Source organism: Streptomyces sp. NPDC056373, from assembly GCF_042262425.1.
Classification (GTDB): Bacteria; Actinomycetota; Actinomycetes; order Streptomycetales; family Streptomycetaceae; genus Streptomyces.
Map to the genome: position 1 here is coordinate 276,573 of NZ_JBHJPX010000007.1, position 18,708 is coordinate 295,280.

11 protein-coding genes are annotated in these 18,708 nt (G+C 69.9%); 3 read left to right on the forward strand and 8 right to left on the reverse strand.

Annotation, left to right across the window (positions count from 1 at the left end):
• Window positions 1–13 precede the first annotated feature (13 nt).
• The 5 genes from ACFCXS_RS17065 to ACFCXS_RS17085 all read right to left on the reverse strand — a co-directional run bounded on the left by ACFCXS_RS17065 (window position 14) and on the right by ACFCXS_RS17085 (window position 7,461).
• The gene (locus ACFCXS_RS17065) at window positions 14–892 is read right to left on the reverse strand and encodes a carbohydrate ABC transporter permease (RefSeq protein ID WP_376644130.1); all 879 of its coding nucleotides are present in this window, start codon (window positions 890–892) and stop codon (window positions 14–16) included.
• Window positions 889–1,872, reverse strand: a complete 984-nt coding sequence (locus ACFCXS_RS17070) for a carbohydrate ABC transporter permease (protein WP_376644131.1) — start codon at window positions 1,870–1,872, stop codon at window positions 889–891. Before ACFCXS_RS17070 ends, ACFCXS_RS17065 begins: the two co-directional genes overlap by 4 nt.
• 101 nt (window positions 1,873–1,973) lie before the next feature.
• Window positions 1,974–3,299: an ABC transporter substrate-binding protein gene (locus tag ACFCXS_RS17075; RefSeq protein ID WP_376644132.1), complete on the reverse strand. Its 1,326-nt coding sequence runs from the start codon at window positions 3,297–3,299 to the stop codon at window positions 1,974–1,976.
• A gap of 67 nt (window positions 3,300–3,366) precedes the next feature.
• Window positions 3,367–6,333 carry a glycoside hydrolase family 2 TIM barrel-domain containing protein gene (locus ACFCXS_RS17080; protein ID WP_376644133.1) on the reverse strand — a complete coding sequence of 989 codons (2,967 nt, stop codon included), beginning with the start codon at window positions 6,331–6,333 and terminating at the stop codon, window positions 3,367–3,369.
• A gap of 129 nt (window positions 6,334–6,462) precedes the next feature.
• Window positions 6,463–7,461: a LacI family DNA-binding transcriptional regulator gene (locus ACFCXS_RS17085; protein ID WP_376644252.1), complete on the reverse strand. Its 999-nt coding sequence runs from the start codon at window positions 7,459–7,461 to the stop codon at window positions 6,463–6,465.
• 449 nt (window positions 7,462–7,910) lie between these two features.
• Between ACFCXS_RS17085 and ACFCXS_RS17090 the strand changes: the two genes are divergently transcribed.
• The 3 genes from ACFCXS_RS17090 to ACFCXS_RS17100 all read left to right on the forward strand — a co-directional run bounded on the left by ACFCXS_RS17090 (window position 7,911) and on the right by ACFCXS_RS17100 (window position 13,992).
• The gene (locus ACFCXS_RS17090; protein WP_376644134.1) at window positions 7,911–10,712 is read left to right on the forward strand and encodes a hypothetical protein; all 2,802 of its coding nucleotides are present in this window, start codon (window positions 7,911–7,913) and stop codon (window positions 10,710–10,712) included.
• 170 nt (window positions 10,713–10,882) lie between these two features.
• The gene (locus ACFCXS_RS17095) at window positions 10,883–11,605 is read left to right on the forward strand and encodes an ABC transporter ATP-binding protein (RefSeq protein WP_376644135.1); all 723 of its coding nucleotides are present in this window, start codon (window positions 10,883–10,885) and stop codon (window positions 11,603–11,605) included.
• A 65-nt stretch (window positions 11,606–11,670) separates the two neighbouring features.
• Window positions 11,671–13,992, forward strand: coding sequence for an ABC transporter permease (locus ACFCXS_RS17100; protein WP_376644136.1), 2,322 nt, complete (start codon window positions 11,671–11,673; stop codon window positions 13,990–13,992).
• Between the two features lie 148 nt (window positions 13,993–14,140).
• Here ACFCXS_RS17100 and ACFCXS_RS17105 read toward each other — a convergent pair whose 3' ends face one another.
• The 3 genes from ACFCXS_RS17105 to ACFCXS_RS17115 form a co-directional block, all read right to left on the reverse strand.
• Window positions 14,141–16,696 carry a CBM35 domain-containing protein gene (locus ACFCXS_RS17105; protein WP_376644137.1) on the reverse strand — a complete coding sequence of 852 codons (2,556 nt, stop codon included), beginning with the start codon at window positions 16,694–16,696 and terminating at the stop codon, window positions 14,141–14,143.
• A 132-nt stretch (window positions 16,697–16,828) separates the two neighbouring features.
• Complete coding sequence (locus tag ACFCXS_RS17110) at window positions 16,829–17,683, reverse strand: carbohydrate ABC transporter permease (protein ID WP_376644138.1); 855 nt, start codon at window positions 17,681–17,683, stop codon at window positions 16,829–16,831.
• Window positions 17,680–18,636 (reverse strand): carbohydrate ABC transporter permease, encoded by a 957-nt coding sequence (locus ACFCXS_RS17115; RefSeq protein ID WP_376644139.1) that lies wholly within the window; start codon window positions 18,634–18,636, stop codon window positions 17,680–17,682. Before ACFCXS_RS17115 ends, ACFCXS_RS17110 begins: the two co-directional genes overlap by 4 nt.
• Window positions 18,637–18,708 lie beyond the last annotated feature (72 nt).

Here is an 18,708-nt window from a genome sequence, read left to right on the forward strand (position 1 = left end):
TGCCCGCGACGCGCTACTTGACGGCGCCCGCGGTCAGTCCCTTGCGCCAGAACCGCTGGAGGCTGATGAAGGCGACGAGCAGGGGGATCAGCGACAGGAACGCGCCGGTGATCGGCAGCAGCGGCGGCACGCCGTTGGCGAACTCCGAGCGCCACTGCACCAGGCCCACCGTGACGGGCAGCCGCGAGGGGGAGTTGAGCATGAGCGAGGGCAGCAGGTAGTTGTTCCAGATGCCGACGAACTGGAACAGGAAGACGGTCACCAGCGCCGGACCCATCAGCGGCAGGGCGATCCCGAAGAAGGTGCGCTGCTCGCCCGCTCCGTCGAGCCGGGCCGCCTCCAGCAGTTCGCCCGGGACGGACGCCGCGGCGAAGATCCGGCACAGATAGACGCCGAACGGGCTGACGCAGCTGGGCAGCAGCACCGACCAGTAGGAGTTCGTGAGGTCGAGCTTGGCCATGAGCATGAACAACGGCAGCGCGAACATCGGTGCCGGAACGAGAACCGAGGCGAGGATGACGTTGAACACGCCTTCCCGGCCGCGAAACTCGAACTTGGACAGTGCGTAGCCGGCCATCGCCGACAGCAGGGTGCTGACGGTCGCCCCCGCGAGGCTGTACAGCGCGCTGTTGGCGAGCCACGTGGAGAAGACACCGCCCTCGAAGCTGAACACGGTCCTGATGTTGGCGACCAGGTCGAAATGGGAGAACCACAACGGCATACCGGTGTAGAGGTAGCCCGAGCCCTTGGTCGCGGAGACGAACAGCCACCACAGCGGGATCAGCGTGTACAGGGCCATCAGGCCCAGCACCGCGTTGACGGCGACCTTGCTCGCGATGTCGGGGCCGCGCCGGCCCGGCCGGGTCGGCCGGACGGCCTGGATCGCGCTCATGCCATCGCTCCCTTGCGCTGGGTGTACTTGAGGAATCCGAACGAGAGCACCAGCGTGATGAGCGCGAGCACCACGGACTCGGCGGCGGCGAGGTTCTGGTCGCCCAGGTCCATGCCCAGGGTGGTGTTCATGATCGGGGAGAACTTCGGCGAGACACCTGGGATGCGGGCTCCGGCCAGCACCGCGGGCTCGGTGTACAGCTGCGCCGTCCCGATGATGGAGAAGACCGTGGTCAGTACCAGCGCGGGACGCACCAGCGGGATCTTCACCGCCCACGCCAGACGCCATCCGGTGCAGCCGTCGAGCGCTGCGGCCTCCATCACCTCGGCGGGGATCGTCTGCAGCGCGGAGTAGATGATCAGCATGTTGTAGCCGGTCCAGCCCCACGTGATCATGTTCCCGATCGAGACCGGGACCCATGACGGCGACAGGAAGTCGGTGGTGATCCCGATGTGGGACAGCGGTCCGGTGAACGGCGACAGGCTCTTCGCCAGGAGGAAGGACCACATCACCGCGGCGATCGCACCCGGCAGCGCGTAGGGCAGGAAGAACGCGAGCCGGAAGGTCTTGCGCAGCCGGGCCGAGCGGGAGTCCAGCAGGAGCGCCAGCAGCAGGGCCAGGCCGAGCATGACCGGGACCTGGACGCAGCCCAGCAGCACGACCCGGACGATCGACGCGATGAAGTCGTGGTCGCCGAAGGCGGCGGCGTAGTTGGACAGTCCCGCGAACTCCGTGGACTGCGTGCCGCCGAACAGCCCGGCGCGGTGGACGGTGAAGAAGCTCTGGTAGACCGCGTAGCAGATCGGCGCGATCATCATCGTCAGGAAGAGCACCGCGAACGGCGCCAGGAAACCCGTCGCGGTCAACGCGGTACGGCGTCCGGTGCCGCGCCGGCGCCGACCGGCAGGTGGGACCCGGGGGGTGACCGCGGGTACCGGCCGCGGCGGTGACGCGGTCGGGGCGCTGCTGGGACTGCTCATGGAAACCTCGCTCGGGCGGTTCGTCGTCGGGGAGCGGGGTCCCGCGGCGCCGGCTACGGGCGGCCGCGGGAACCCTTCGGGTCGGCTGGAGTCCCGCTGCCTCAGCCGCCGGTGACCGACAGTCCGAGCTGCTTGATCGCGGCGACCGTCGAGGCCTGGACCTTGGTGACCGCGGCCGGCAGGGTGCCCTGGCCGATGGCTGTGGTGAAGTCCGTCTCGACCTGCTGGTAGGTCGGGCCGTTGGTCCAGTTGGTGGGCACCTGTGCGGCGGAGGCCTTGTACAGCTCGCCGACCTTCTGACCGCCGAAGTAGGGGTCACCCGCCGCGAGTGACGGGTCGTTCTGCCCGGCCTTCGAGGCCGGGTACAGGCCGCCGACGGTGATGCCCGTGCTCACGGCCTTGGGGTCGGAGGAGAGGAACGCGGCGAACTGCTCTGCTTCGCGGGGGGTCTTGCAGCCGGTCATCACCGAGGTGGCCGAGCCGCCGTTGCTGGCGCTCTTGCCGTCGCCGGCGCTCCAGGTCGGCATCGGGGCGACCGCCCACTTGCCGGACTGGTCCTTCAGGTCCGACTTCAGGCCGCCGGCGGCCCAGGCCGCGTTGACGAACGTCAGCACCTTGCCGGCCTCGGCGGCCTTGTCGAACTGCGGGTCCCAGGCGTTGCCGGTCTTCGTCACCAGACCCTTGTCCTTCATGCCCTGCCAGAAGGTGGCGACCTTCCGTGTGCCGGGGTTGTCGATGCTGACGGTCCAGCTGTCTCCGTGGGTCGAGTACCAGGACTTGCCGGTCTGCAGGCTGAAGGCCGCCAGATCGTTGCCGTCGCCGGGCGCGGTGCCGAACTTCACGCTCCGGTCGGCGGCGGCGACCTTCTCGGCGTCGGCCTTGTACGCGGCCCAGGTGGCCGGCGGCTTGCTGATGCCGTACTTGGCGAACAGGTCCTTGCGGTAGAAGAGGACCATCGGGCCGACGTCCACCGGGACGCCGTAGATCTTGCCGCCGACGCTGGAGGCCGAGACGGCCGACGGGACGTACTTGGCCATGTCGGCCTTCGCGTACCGCGTGATGTCCATGACCGTGTTCTTCACGAGCATCGACGGAAGGGTGCCGTACTCGATCTGGGCCAGGCACGGGCCCTTGCCGGCGGTGATCGCGTTGGTGATCTGGGTGTAGCCGCCCTTGCCGCCCGACGGGATCTTCTTGAAGGTGACCTTGCTGTTCGGGTGGGCGGCGTTCCACTGGTCGACGATCTTGTCGTAGCCGGGGGCCCAGCCCCAGAACTCCATGCTCACCGGCCCGCTGTGGCTCGGTTCCGCGGCCGGACCGTTGCCGGAGGTGTCTTCGGTGCCGCCGCACGCGCTGAGGCCGGCCGTGAGGAGGGCCGCGGTGGCGAACGACAGGAGTCTGCGGTTGCGTATGGTGGTGCTGTCCATGTGAGGAAACCTTCTGTGACAGGGAGAGGACTTGCTGGATGGCCGGTGGGCGGGCGTGCAGGCCTGCCTACCGGCCGGTGCCGAACTCCAGGGCGAACGCGGTGGTGACCGCGGCCAGGACGCTCGGTGCCGACGGGCCCGGGCCGCATGCGGTGCTGCCCAGGCCGTGGTGCGCGTGGTCGAGGTGCAGATGGAGTCTGCCGTCGCCGACCAGGTCGTGCTGGTGGGACGCGGTGGCCAGGGCTTCGGTGCTCCAGGGACGAACGGTCAGGTCGATGACCGGGTCGCCGGTGACGAGCAGGGTGCCGCCCGGTGTGGTGATCCTGGCGCTGCGGACCTGGTGGCGGTTGCCGTTCTCCTGCGGGCGGACCTGCGGGATCTGCATCGCCGAGACGGTCGACCGGTGGCGGCCGACACGAGCCGCGGCGCGCGAGTCGCGGTACGCCTCACCGGGTCCGGGGCCGAACCACTCGACGTCGGCGTCGGTGCCCGGCAGCGCCATCGCGACTCCCAGCCGGGGCAGCGGCACCGGCCACGGCCCGTCGGGGGTGACGAGGGCGTCCAGCCGGAGCCGGGCCCGGCCCGCATCCGGTGTGTCGCGGGCCGTCCAGCGGTAGACCACGCCGAGCCCGCAGGAGGACCCGGCGGCGCCCAGCCGGGCGGTGACCGTGAGTCCCGACGTGTCGGGCTCGACACCCAGGACGTCGTGGCGCATCCGGTGCAGTCCGGCGGCGAGCCAGGCGCCGATCTGCGGCTCGCCGAAGGCGTTGAGCAGGTCGTTGTCGATCGGGGCCCGCCAGATGTCCAGCCTCGGACCGTCGAGCTCCAGGTCGCCGAGCCGGGTCAGCACCCCGCTGCGGGCGTCGAACCGCGCGGGACCCAGTGCGATGTACCCGTCGCGGGCGACCGCCGGAGCCGGCGTGAAGGGGACGGGCGAGGCGGTCGGTGCCACGACCAGCCCCTGGCCCCAGGCGATCTCGTGGCCGGCCCCCGCCCAGGTCTCGTCGGCGGCGAGCACCGCGGTCACGGTCAGCCAGACCTCGTGGCCGGAGTGGTTCTCGCGCACCGCATCGAGTGCCGCGGTGAGGCCGGCGGGCCATGCGACGGCCGTCGTCGCGCCCGCAGCGGTCGCGGGCACGGTCAGGCCGCCGGAGCCCACCAGCTCGCCCGCGTCCTCGACGGTCCACCGGAAGTCCAGGTAGCCGCTGTCGCGGACGTGGTGCAGGTTGTGCACATCGATCCGCCGGGCCGCCGGGTCGATGTGGATCCGGACCGGTTCGATGACCTTCTTGTACTCGGCCAGGCCCGGCGACGGCGTGCGGTCGGGGAAGAGCAGCCCGTCGGCGACGAAGTTGCCGTCGTGGACCTCCTCGCCGAAGTCGCCGCCGTAGGCGTAGTACGAGCGGGGGTTGTCCTGACCGGTGAGCCGGGCGATCCCGTGGTCGATCCACTCCCAGACGAATCCACCGGCCAGGCGTGGGTGTGCCTCGATGACCTGCTGGTACTCCGACAGTCCGCCGGGTCCGGTGCCCATGGCGTGTCCGTACTCGCACAGCACGGCCGGCAGGGCGCGGCGGTGCGCGTCGTCGGCCGGATCAGCCGTCGGTGCCTCCTGGCGGCGTCCCACGGCGGCCAGCTCGTCCACACCGATGTACATGCGGGAGTACAGGTCGACGTAGGCGCAGCTCTCGAAGTCGCCCTCGTAGTGGATCAGGCGGCTGTCGTCGCGCTGCCGGATCCACGCGGCCGCGGCGGCCAGGTTGGCTCCGGTGCCGGACTCGTTGCCCAGAGACCAGACGATGACCGAGGGGTGGTTCTTGTCGCGTTCCACCAGCCGCTCGGCCCGGTCCAGGTAGGCCTCGCGCCACGCGAGGTCGTCGCTGGGGTTGCGCCGCCAGCCGCCGGGTTCGAAGCCGTGCGTCTCGAGGTCGCCTTCGCAGAACACCCACAGGCCGTGCTCGTCGCACAGGTCCAGGAAGCGGTGGTCGGGTGGGTAGTGGCTGGTGCGCACCGCGTTGATGTTGTGCTGCTTCATGAGCAGCACGTCCGTCAGCATGGTCTCCTCGGTCAGGGTCCGCCCCGTCAGCGGATGCCATTCGTGGCGGTTGACGCCCCGCAGGGAGATCGGCCTGCCGTTCGCGGTCAGGACACCGTCCACGACGGCCACGGTGCGAAAGCCGATGCGCAGCGGAATCCGTTCCCCGGCTTCGGAGACCAGTTCCCCCGCGTACAGGCGCGGTTCCTCGTCCGACCAGGGCTCGACACCGTCGATCTCGTGCGGGCCGGCCGGATCGGCGGCGGATATGCCGAGCTCGGGCACCGACAGGGACACCCGGGTGGGGGCGGTGACGTCGACGGCGAGGGTGCCCTGCCCCGTCGTGTGGTCGTAGGCGGTGTGGACGAAGAAGTCCTCGACACCACGGGCGGTCACGGAGACCGACCGGAAGATCCCGGAGAGCCACCACATGTCCTGGTCTTCCAGGTAGCTGCCGGAGGACCACTGGTGCACGCGGACCGCGAGGACGTTCCGGCCGGGCCGCAGAGCCGCGGAGACGTCGAACTCGGTGGTCAGCCGGCTGCCCTTGCCGTCGCCGAGCCGGATCCCGTTGAGCCACACCGCGAACGCGGAGTCGACGCCCTCGAAGCGGAGCACCGCGGCCGACGCGGGGAACCCGTCCGGCACGTCGAACCCGCGGCGGTACTCGCCGGTCGGGTTCTGCCGGGGCACCCGGGGCGGGTCGACGGGGAACGGGTACAGGATGTTGGTGTAGGCCGGGGCGCCGTGGCGGGGCTCGCCGGGCAGGCCGGTCATCTGCCAGCAGGACGGAACGGCGAGCAGGGCCCAGGCGGTGTCGTCGAAGTCCGGTGCGGCGAAGTCACCGGTGAGGTCGTCCAGCCCTGACGCCAGCCGGAATCTCCAGTCGCCGTCGAGCGCGATCGCGGGCAGGTCGGAAGCGAACGCGGCGCGCGGCCGCAGCCGTCCGGTGCCCGGCGACCGGTCTTCGACGTAGGCGTTGGGGCCGAGGTCTTTCATCAGTGGAGGTGCTTTCTGTCGTCACGCGTAGAGGTCGCGGGAAATCGGAGCGGCAGGACCGTGTGAGCTCGCCGGGGGTGACGCGCAGGTCCCGTCGGGGGTGACGTGCGGGTCGAGCGGTGCCAGGTGCTATGCGCCGGCCCGGGGCGGGGCGCTGCTGCCGCGGACGGTCAGGGTCGGGCGCAGCAGCGATATGACGTTGGTCGGCGGCCGGCCCGAGTCGACGGCGCGCAGCAGCAGTTCGACGGCCTGCTGGGCCATCTCCCGCTTCGGGAAGGTGATCGTGGTCAGCGCCGGCTGGATCTGCCCGACCTGGGCGATGTCGTCGAAGCCGACGACGCTGACGTCGCCGGGGACGCGCTGCCCGGACCGGACCACCGCCTCGACGGCACCGACGGCCAGGATGTCGTGGGTGGCGAAGATCGCCGTCAGCTCCGGGTCCGCCTCCAGTGCCGCACGTCCCGCGGCGAACCCGCCGCCGGCGTCGTCCCTGGTGCAGGCGAACACCATGCGGTCATCGATGCTCAGCCCGTCGTCGGCGAAGGCCCGGCGCAGCCCGCGCACTCGCGGCGCGTGCGAGGGGAGGTCGGCGATCACCGCGATGTTGCGGTGGCCCAGGTCCCTCAGGTGGCGTCCGGCCAGGTACCCGGCGTGCTCGTAGTCGATGGACACCACCGGCAGCGTGGTCGGGGGGTCCCCCTCCCAGGCGAACAGTGCGACCGGGAAGGCGGTCTCGGCGAGCATCGGCAGTTGCTGTACGACGCCCTTGTCCCCGGCGACCAGCAGTGCGTCCACCGAGCGCGCGGCGAGGTTCTCCAGATGGGCCCGGGTGTAGGCGGGATCGTCGCGGGTCGTGGCCAGCAGCAGGTTGTATCCGTGACCGACCAGCACGTTCTCGACCTCTTCGACCACCTCCGAGTAGAACGGGTTGGCCACCGACGGCACGAACAGCCCCACGGTCGCCGTGCTGCCGGTTCTCAGCGAGCGGGCCACCAGGTTCGGCTTGTAGCCGAGCTCGGCGATCGCCGTGTTCACCTTCGCCAGGGTCTCCGGCCGCACCTTCTTGCCGGACACCACGTTGGAGACGGTCTGCTTGGCGACACCCGCCCGAGCGGCCACCTCCGCCATCGTCACCACCGGTGCACCTCCGCAACATGTATCGATCCACGTGAGCGGCGTCAGCGTAGGTCGGATTGTCGCGACAGAGCAAGACTTCGCCGGAAGGTCGTGATGCAGCGGTTACCGGAACACGGCGAGAACGGCACACGTCGCGCCCCGGTTTGCCGTTGGATGACGGCGGAAGCGTTGACGGTTCCGGAAATACAGGATTAACATCCCGGCCACGCCGATCACGTGGATCGGTCAACGCAAAGGGGCCCTCAGCGGCCCACCGCGCGAAACACCACCCCGTGTCACTCGGTGCCATCGCCCTCGGTGCGTCGTGGTGGTCCTCTCCGTCGCGACAGCGCCGACGGCCGTAGCCCGGCCTCGGCATCGCGCATGCTCCGCGCCGTCTCCAGCAGACCGGGGAGCGCCTGAACAGACCTGGAAAGGTCTCGTCCCGAGGAGTGACAGGCATGATCCGACCGGCCGGCGACGACGCCGACCCGAACCCCGCCACGGCGCGCCGCGGCTCGCGCGTGCACCGCGTCCTCGCGGCCGCAGCCGGCGCCGCCATCACGCTGGCGAGCCTCATGCTCACCGGCGCCGTCCCCGCACAGGCCGCCACCACCGTCCACACCTACGCGCCGACGGGAGTGGGAGGCGGTACGACGACGTCTCCCGACGTGGCGGCCACGAAGTACCAGGTGCAGGTCGCGGGCACGCCCGTCCAGGCTGTCCAGTACACCCAGAACGGCCACAACTTCGACATCGCTCGCTTCGCGTCGGACTCCCGCACGCCGACGATCACGGTCACGCTGCCGGGCACCACGATCAACACGGTGAACGTCTACCCGGCGCGCTACTACCCGGCCGGCAGTATCTCGGTGAGCACGGACAAGCACACCCTGACGTTCCAGATGTCAGCCGCCGCCGGGTTGAACGAAGCGATCGTGATGGTCAACGGCGACTCGACCAACGCCGCGGGGCAGCCCTACCTGGCTGTCGTCAACGACCCTCTGGAGGACCCGGCGCGGCGCCCGGACACCACGAGCGCAGCGGACGGTTCCGGCGTCAACCTGCAGACCGGTGTCCTCAACTTCCAGGAGTTCGCCGCGAAGTACCTCGCGGCGCACCCGAACAGCGCGGCCCAGAAGGCTCCCGCCGCGACGACGAGCTCCATGGCCGGCCGGACGATCGACGGCACCGCGATACCCGCCGGTCAGAAGACCTCGGCCGGGAGCCTGGTGAGCGCGAGCAGTGTCAATGTGCGGTACCCGAACCAGCGGACGATGGCCGCCGGCGACGACACCTACGCCCTGCAGGCGGCCATCGCGACCATCGAGGCCAACCCCACGGCGCTCAACACGCTCTACTTCCCCAACGGCACGTACGTGTGGTCGGGGCTGCTGGTCAACGGCGTGGACGGCAGCAAGCTCAAGGGCGGCAAGCTGAAGATCTACACCGATGAAGGCGCCCTGCTGAAGAACCGCGTCCAGGCGTACATGGAGGCGTTCGAGCCGGCGATCGGAATCATCGGCTCGAGCGACATCGAGATCGACGGCCGCGGTGTCTACGACGCCAACGGGGTGGCGAACTACAACGCCGTCAGCAGTGGTGACCTGCACGACGCCTACCGCAGCCAGCACCAGGGCGGCGTCATGGTCATGCACTCGTCGAACATCACCTTCAACGACACCTACGAGCGCAACGCGAAGCAGTGGAACTACGAGACCCACAGCGCACACAGCGTGACGTTCAACAACATCAAGGCCCTCACCCCGTACCAGCAGCCGTGGGTGGACGGGACGGACTTCGCGAGCGGCCAGGACATCACGGCCAACGGCGTCTTCACCCTCGGCAACGACGACGCGTTCGCCTCCGGTCACTACAACCCCAGCAACGGATTCACCCCGCTGGCTTCCGGCGTGTGGGACAACTTCAAGCTGGGCACCTCCAGCGCCGACGTCCAGGGCTATGTCAACGCGGTGGGCGCCTACGACACCGTCTCCGGCGACCTCGGGTTCGACTCCAACCAGTGGGACGACGAGGACTCCAAGAACATATCGGTCAGCAACACGTTGAACTGGACCGTCAACGGGGGCAACGCGATCCGCCTCGGGTACCAGACGAACGGACACAAGCTCGCCAACTACACGTTCGACAACTTCAACTCCCTGTCGGCCCCGGCCGGCGGCATCCTCGCGATGAACAACACCAACACCTACCCGCGCATCCAGGGCTTGGTGGTGAAGAACAGTTCGGTCGACAACTCCCGGTACACGTCAGGGCCCGTCAGCGTCAACGGCGGCAACGGAACCACCCAGACCATCACCGCCGACCAGCAGGCGAACTACGGGTACGCCCCCAACCCCGACGGCTCGGGCACCACGTACTCCTACACCAAGACACCGATCGGCACCGTCACCCTCGACAACGTGTGGTTCTCGAAGCCGAACACGGGCAACACGATCACCGGCGTCACCGACGCGACGCTGAACAACCTCCAGGTCGCGGGCCGGCTCGTCGAGTACACCAGCCAGCTGCCGCTGACGACGAGCGGAGTCGGCACGCTGACCACCACCTACACGGACGCCGGCGGCCAGACCCGGAACGTCAAGACCGGCGCCCTCACCAACGGCGACACCTGGGTGGGCGCGTGGACCGGTGACCTGAGCTCGAACAACTCCTCGGACCTGACCCTCATCACCCGCAACACCGGCGTCGGCCTGATGGGCGAGCAGTACACCACGGGATCCGGAGACGGAAAGCTCTCCTACATCCAGTTCCCCCTCGGCAGCCTCACCAGGTCACCGAGTCAGGCGACGCTCCATCTCACCTACGTCGGCCACCGCTACTCCTCGGTGCCGTCGACCGACACCGACCAGCTCCTCGTGCAGCCGGTCAGCGACACCACCTGCACCGGAGGCGGCTCGTCCTGCCCGGTCGACACGATGACCTGGCAGAACCGCCCGAGCTTCACCGCCACGACCTCCTCCGTCGCGAAGTCGGCCACCTTCACCCTCGGTTCGACCCTGATCCCCGAGGGTGGCGGGACCCACCAGGGCAACGCGATCGACGGCCGCGACATCACCGTCGACATCACCTCCTTCGTCCAGAACGCCTACGCGGCCCATCAGTCCACGCTCCTGCTCGCTGTCGGCGACACGGGCACCAACCACGAGCTGCGATTCGTCAGCTCCGAAGGCGCCTTCGGCTCCGGGAAGCTCACCAACGCGACCGCCGACATGGCGCCCGGGCTGACCGTGACGCCGTAGACACGGGCGGTCCCCTGCCGACTCGGCAGGGGACCGCCCCGTTTCCGAACCGTGACGATCGGTGTTTCCGGCCCCTCACCTGCACTGTCGTACACCGACGCGATTCGCGCGCTTCGTGTATGCACCTCGCGTATACACGCCAGGTATACACAATGTGTAGAGTGCGGATCATGTCCATCAGCCACCCCCTCCCAGGGCTCCTGGAGCCCGGCCCGCGCCGTGCCCTGCTCACCGCGCACGACCTGCGCAAGGCGTACGGCCCGACCCGCGCGCTCGACGGCGCCGAGTTCTCCATCAACCCCGGCGAGGTCGTCGCCGTCATGGGACCCTCCGGGTCCGGCAAGTCCACACTGCTGCACTGTCTCGCGGGGATCGTGCCGCCCGACTCCGGGTCGATCACCTACGCCGGGCGTGAACTGACGACGATGAGCGACGCCCAGCGCAGCGCCCTGCGCCGCTCGGAGTTCGGTTTCGTGTTCCAGTTCGGTCAACTGGTGCCCGAGCTGACCTGCGTGGAGAACGTCGCCCTGCCGCTGCGGCTCAACGGCGTCTCCCGCAAGCACGCCGAGCGAACCGCACGCGACTGGATGGCGCGCCTGGAGGTCGACGACCTCACGTCCAAGCGTCCCGGTGAGGTCTCCGGCGGCCAGGGCCAGCGCGTCGCCGTGGCCCGCGCGCTGGTCACCGGGCCGCGCTTGCTGTTCGCCGACGAACCCACCGGCGCGCTCGACTCCTCCAACGGCGAACGCGTGATGGAACTGCTGACCGAAGCGGCCCGCTCGGCCGACGCCGCGGTCGTCCTCGTCACCCACGAGACACGCGTGGCCGCCTACTCCGACCGCGAGGTCGTCGTGCGCGACGGCAGGTCCCGGGACATGGAGCGCGCCGTATGAGCCCTCGTGGCGGCCCCCTCCCGGGTGAGCGAAACCGAGCGCGGGGGAGGGTCGCAGACCTGGCCATGGGAGCCCGATTCGCCCTCACCGGCGGGCGCGAGGGCTGGGTCCGGATGACACTCACCGCCATCGGCGTCGGCCTGGGCGTGGCACTGCTCCTGCTGTGCACCGCCCTGCCCAACGTGTTCGCTGCCCGCGGCAAGGTGGAGGACGCCCGCTTCGACAACACGTTCACGTACTCCCGGAAAGCCCCGCCGAAGGCCGACAACACCTTCCTTATCGTCGACACCGACACCACCTGGCACGACGACGACGTCCGCGGCCGGCTCCTCGAGCCCGAGGGCGAGCGGGCACCACTGCCTCCCGGGGTCGACAGCTTCCCCGGCGAGGGCGAGATGGTCGTCTCCCCGGCGCTCGAGGACCTGCTCGCCTCCGACGACGCCAGGCTGCTGAGGGAGCGGCTCCCCTACAAGATCACCGGCACGATCGGCGAGAACGGGCTCATCGGCTCCCACGAACTGGCTTACTACGCCGGCGCCTCGGGACTGAAGACCACGGAGTTCTCCCCGGTGCACCGGCTGACCGGCTACGGCAAACCGGACGCGAAACCCGGGAAGACCGACCCGGTGCTGCTCCTCATGATCCTCGTCGTGTTCGTCGTGCTACTGACCCCCGTCGCCGTGTTCATCGCCGCCGCCGTCCGCTTCGGAGGCGAGCGCCGCGACCGCCGGCTGGCCGCGCTGCGCCTGGTCGGCTCGGACAGCCACATGACCCGGCGGATCGCGGCGGGCGAAGCACTCGCAGGAGCCCTGCTCGGCCTGGTCGTCGGCACCGGCTTCTTCCTCCTCGGCCGTCGGACGCTGGGCTCCACCGAGGTGCTGGGCGTGAGCGTATGGCCCGCCTACCTCGACCCGTCCCCGCTGCTCGCCGCGCTCGTCGCGGTGGCGGTGCCGGTCGCCGCCGTACTCGTCACGCTGCTCGCGATGCGCGGCGTGATGGTGGAGCCGCTCGGCGTCGTGCGCGCGGGCGAGCAGCGCCGCCGCCGGCTGTGGTGGCGGCTGCTGCCGCCACCGGCCGGCCTCGCGATGCTCTACCCGATGATCGGCAAGGGCCGCAAGAACGGCGAGTTCAACCAGTACCTCGTCATCGGCGGTGTGCTGTTGCTGCTGATCGGTGTCACCGCGCTGCTCCCCTGGGTCGTGGAGGCGGTCGTCGTCCGCCTCGGCAAGGGCGCGCTGTCCTGGCAACTCGCGGTACGGCGACTGCAGCTGAGCAGCGGAACCGCCGCACGCATGGTCAACGGCATCGCCGTGGCCGTGGCCGGAGCCATCGCCCTGCAGATGTTGTTCGCGGGAACGCAGAGCCAGTACGTCAAGGCCACCGGTCAGGACCCCGGCCGGGTCCAGATGCAGGTCGAGTTCAGCGACCGCAAGCCGCTGTCCGGTGTCGAGCGCGAGTTCACCGGCACCAAGGGGGTGCGGGCCGCGGTGGCCCTGGCCATCTCCCAGTACGGGGACGCGCGTCGCGATCCGGAGAACGGCAACGGCCTGACCGTGGGCAACTGCGCCGCCCTGCGCGAACTCGCCACCCTGCCCTCCTGCAAGGACGGCGACGTGTTCGTCACCCGCACGAGGAGCAACTACGAGAACCCCAGCAACGCCGCCGAAATCGCCCTGGTCAAGCCCGGCCGGCAGCTCTACATCGAGCCGTCGTACGGCGGCGCCGGCGAACGCGGCATCGAGGCGCCCTGGACCGTTCCGGCGAACACACGGGTCGTGGACGCGCGCAAGGACGCACTGGTGGAGTCCAACAGCCTGCTGGTCACCCCCGCCGCCCTGCCCGCCGGGGCCGCGCCCGCGTTGGCCTCGGACGGGGTCTATCTGCGCATCGACCCGTCGGTGCCGGACGCGAGGGAGTACGCACGCAACGTCGTCGCCCGGATCGACCCCCTGGGACACACCTACAGCTGGTCGGCGACCCAGGAGGACGAGAAGTACGCCTCCATCCGCACGGGCCTCTTCGTCGGCTCCGCCTTCGTGCTGGCACTGATCGGCGCGAGTCTGCTGGTCTCCCAGCTGGAACAGTTGCGCGAGCGCAGGAAACTGCTCTCCGTGCTGATCGCCTTCGGCACCCGGCGCCGCACCCTGAGCCTGTCGGTGCTGTGGCAGACGGCCCTCCCGGTCGGACTCGGCCTCGTCCTGGCGACGACGGTCGGTGTCACCCTCGGCACTGTGCTGCTGAAGATGACCCGTACCCCGGTGGCCATGGACTGGACCAGCGTTCTGACCATGACCGGCGTGGGCGCTGCCGTGGTCGGCGTGGTCACGCTGCTCAGCCTGCCGCCGCTGCTGCGGATGATGCGCCCGGACGGCCTGCGCACGGAATAACTCCTCACCCGTCCCCCCCCGAAGTGGGCTCCTCCCGCCAGGAGGAGCCCACCCCTGCACGCAGGCCGGCCGGGCCGGCATCAGCACAGTCACCGCCGGGGAACCCCGGCGCTGTGAAGCGTGGCCGGGCCGACCGCGGACCTCTTCGTCAGCCGTTCAGGGGCGCGACGGTCACCTTGTCGATGTCCGGTGCGTACGCCGTCGAGTTGCCGAAGGTGATGGTGTTGACGCCGGCCTTGAGGGTGATGGGGACCGGCAGGTCCCAGAAGTCGGACCAGCTGTAGGAGTTGCGGAACATGACCCTTTGGGAGGTGCCGTCGACGGTGATGTCCGCTGCCCGGGAGACGACATTGGTGTTGTAGTTCCCGGATCCGGCGACCTCGGCGTTGGCGTAGCGCACGTTCATCACGTAGCGCCCCGCCGAGGGGGCGTTCACCTTGAAGGTGAGCGTGTTGCCGGCGCCCAGGCCGACGTGCCCGACGTACTTGCCGCCGGAGGCCCAGGAGTTGCCGGAGACCGACGCGGTGCCCGCCGCAGTGGCGTCCTCGGCCTCGTGGACGGTGACCCCCGAGGTGCTGACCGCGCCGGTGACACGCAGGTCACGCAGGGTGAGGCGGCAGTCGCCCGGGGCGGCGGCGGTGATGCGGTTGTTGCCCTGCGACAGGTACAGCCGCAGGGACTTGTCGGTGACCCGGCCCCGAGTGGAGGGGAGCGTGGCGGCGGTGGCGCCGTCCAGGCTCAGGGTGCCCTCGCCGGTGGCGGCGTAGTCGGCGTGCACGGTGTAGTAGCCGTCGGCCGGCGCGTGGACGTCGAAGGCGGCCTTGTCGCCCCGGCCCAGCACCAGGGCGCCGGCGCCGCCGGCCCCGGAGGCGCTGTAGTCGTACGACGGGGACCCGCTGATGTCGGCGTAGGCCGCGGGGTAGACGGAGTCCGGGGTCCTGGACGCGGTGAGGTCGATCTTGTCGAGGGTGACCTCGTTCGTGCCCTTGCCCAGGGTCAGGGTGTGCTTGCCGGCCGTCAGGGACACGGGTGTGCTCGCCGTGGCGCGGTAGGTCCAGTTCAAGGTCGAGCCGTAGGTGAGGGTCTTCGGCGCGCCGCCGTCGACCGTCAGGGTCTGGGTCGCGGGCCCGCCGGACTGGTTGCCGTAGAAGACGTCCAGATCGTAGGTGCCGGTCTTCGGGACGTCGACGGTGAAGGCGACCTTGCTGTCCGGCCTGTTCAGGCTGCCGACGTCCTTGGTGCCCGAGGTGGCGAAGCCGTAGGGGTTGCTCAGCGAACCCTGGGAATAGACCGTGCCGCCGGTGATCGCGGCGTTCTCCGCCTCGTACGACGCGGACCAGGGCAGGCTCGCCGCGGTGGGTGAGCCGCTGCCGGCCGGGTTGACGGTGACGCGGTACGCCGACATGGCGTCCAGGTTCGTCAGCGGCACGGTGACGCTGCCGTTCGCGGCGACCTTGCCGGTGGTGCGGGACACCACGCTCGGCGCGGCGGCGCCCTCGTAGCCGCTCCAGCCGATGCGCTCGACGGTGACGTTGACCTTCTTGCCGAAGCGCTCGGGGACATTGCGGATCACCGTCTCGACGTCGCCGGAGGTGCCGCCGAGCAGTACCTGGGCCTGGGTGCGGCCGGTGTCCAGCGAGGCGAGGCCCTGGACCGTGTCGACCGTGTTCGGCTGCGGCGGGTCCAGCCGCACGGTCTTGCCGGTCAGGCCCGCGTACCAGCGCAGCAGCCACCAGGTGCCGTTGGGGATGTCGGTCTGCGCGGCGTTGTCGTTGAGATTGCCGGCGATGTTCCAGTACGCCTGGTCGGCGTAGACCTTGTTGCGCTCGAACATCGACAGCCACTGGACCATCTGGCCGGGCACGGACTGATCGCGACGGTTGCCGTACTCGTTGATGCTGACCGGCCGCTTCGAGATGCCGGCCTTCGCCTCGACGGCCCGGTAGTCGGCGAGGTGGGACTCGAAGTCCTTGAGGGAGTCCGGGCCGAGCTCGTGCCAGGTGGTGATGTCCGGGAGCACGCCGGCCGTCTTGGCCCACGGATAGAAGTCGCCCATGAGCCTGCCGTCGTAGTGGGTCTCGTTGGGCCCCGCTATCCGGGCGTCGGGGATGATCGAGCGGATCTTCTTGTAGACGGTGCTCCAGTCGCTCCGGAACCGGCCCAGCGCGCTCGCGTACTTGGCGCTGTCGGAACTGCCCAGATCCGGATACCAGTTGCCGTCGGGCTCGTTGAAGGGCACCCACACGAAGTCGTCCCGGTCGGGGCGTGCGGCGACCTTGCGGACCATGGTGTCCACCTTGGCCAGGTAGTCGTCCAGACCGAGGTTCTCGTACGGCCACTGGGCGTAGACGTCCTGCATGTAGATGTGGACCTGGCCGCCGCCGTTGCGGTCGTAGCCCCTCTTGATCGCGAGTGCGTCCCCGTTGGGGTGCTGTGCACCGTCCGGTGCCTTCTGCACGACCGTGGTCAGGTGCAGCGGGGCCACCAGCTCGTCGCCGGGGACACCGTCGTCGCTGAGCCCGTACAGCGTTCCGTTGGCGCCGTGCATCACGTCACCGGTGGTGGTGCCCAGGTCGACGGTGACCCGCGGGGTGTCCGCGTGGGCGACCGGACTGGTCACGGCCGTGCCGGTCAGCGCGGCGGCGCAGGCGACGGCCCCCATGAGGCGCGTGGTCCTGCGTGAGGTGTGCTCGGTTCGGGGCATGTGCGTCCTCCGCCCCCCGCGTCCGCTGCGGGAGGATGGTGAGTGGACCCGGGGGCCCGGAAGGACCGGGCGGACCGGAGGGGTGAAGCCCGGGGCACGCGGGGAGGCGCGCCCCGGAGGCCGGGGCGTGCGCTACTTGACGGCGCCGCTGGTGATGCCGGAGACGATCCGGCGCTGGGCGATGACGAAGACGGCCACCATCGGAAGGCTCATCATCACGACGTAGGCGAAGATGAGGTGCCAGTTGTTCAGGTACAGCTGGGCGCTCGCGACCTGGTAGAGGTTGAGCGGGAGCGTGGCCTTCTCCCCGCCGCCCAGCACGAAGAACGCATAGAAGATGTCGCTCCACGCGAAGAGCATCACCATGATCGTCGCGGTGGCGATGACGGGACGCAGGAGCGGCAGGATCACCTGGAAGAAGACCCGGGCCGGACCGGCGCCGTCCATGCGCGCGGCCTCCTCCAGCTCCTCGGGCAGGTTCCGGATGAAGCCGGTCATGAAGAAGATCGACGTGGACAGGTACATCCCGGTATAGACCGCGATCATGCCCGGCCGGGTGCCCGCCAGGCCGAGTTGACGCAGTTCCATGACGATGGTGATGACGGCGGGCGGGAGCAGGAGGCCGCTGATGCTCAAGGCGTACAGCGAGCCGGCCAGGCGCCCCTTGCGGCGGGCGAAGACCCAGGCGGCGCCGGCGCCCAGCAGCAGCACGAGGACCACCGAGGGGACCACGACCAGCAGGCTGTTGACGAAGCCCTGGACGACCTTCCCCTGGTCGAAGGTCTGCTGGTAGTTCTCCGCGGCCTGCACCCGGTGCGGCAGCGAGAGGTTGGGCTTGATCGCCTCCGCCTGGGGCTTCACGGAGGTCACCGCGACGAGCCAGAGCGGGATGCCGATGGTGACGGCCGCGATGAGCAGGACGGCGGCCTGCTGCAGCCCGCGCGGGGCGCGCCGGCGGGCGGGGGAGGACACGGTGGTGGTGGTCACTGGTTGTTCTCCCTCCGGCGCAGGCCGACGATCACGGGCACGGCGAGGACGACGACCACGAGGAAGAGCACCAGGCTCATCGCGGACGCCTGGGCGTACAGTCCCTGGCCGAAGATGCGGAACATGTAGATGTTGAACACCTCGGTCTCGCTGCCGGGGCCGCCCCCGGTGGTGGCCTGGACGATGTCGAAGGTGTTCATGGAGCCGATCAGGGCGGTCGTGACGTTGAAGGTCACCGCGGGCGCCAGCAGCGGGAAGCGGATCGACCAGAAGGTGCGCCAGGCGCCGGCCCCGTCGATCCGGGCGGCCTCCAGCACGTCTCCGGGCATGCTCTTCAGGCCCGCCAGGTAGATCAGCATGGCCAGGCCCATCCACTTCCAGCCGTGGACGAGGGTCACCACGACCAGGGTCCAGGTCGTCGACCCCAGCCAGGGTGTGTCGACCTGGTGCCCCGCGAGGGACGACAGCACGCTGTTGAGCGCCCCGTCCTGCGCGAGCAGGGCCCGGAAGATGTAGCCCACGGCCAGGGCGGAGATCAGTACGGGCAGGAAGAACACCGCTCTGAAGAAGCGGTTGAAGCGGGTGTCCCGCTCCAGCAGCAGGGCCAGGCCCAGGCCGAAGCCGTTCTGGAACACGGCCACCAGGACCGCGTACTCCAGGGTGATGCGGATGTCGCGGACCATCGAGCCGTCGCTGAGGATGGTCTCGAAGTTCGACAGGCCCACGAAGCCGATCTGCGGGTGGAACGCCGACCAGTCGGTGAACGGGTAGACGAAGTTCAGCAGGTTCGGCAGCAGGAAGAACGCGCCGAACACGGCGAGCGCGGGAAGCGCGAACCACCACGGCTGGTCGGCCTTCCTGCGGACGCGCTCACGCGGGCCAGGGCGGGGCGATGCGCTCCGGTCCTTCGCGCGCGTGGCGTCTGTGGCGCCCCTGGTGGCGGTGTCCACCACTTTCTCACCTCCGGATGCAGGCCCCGGGCGCGCCGCCGACGGCGGCCCGGGGAGCGGGCTGGCGACAGGGCA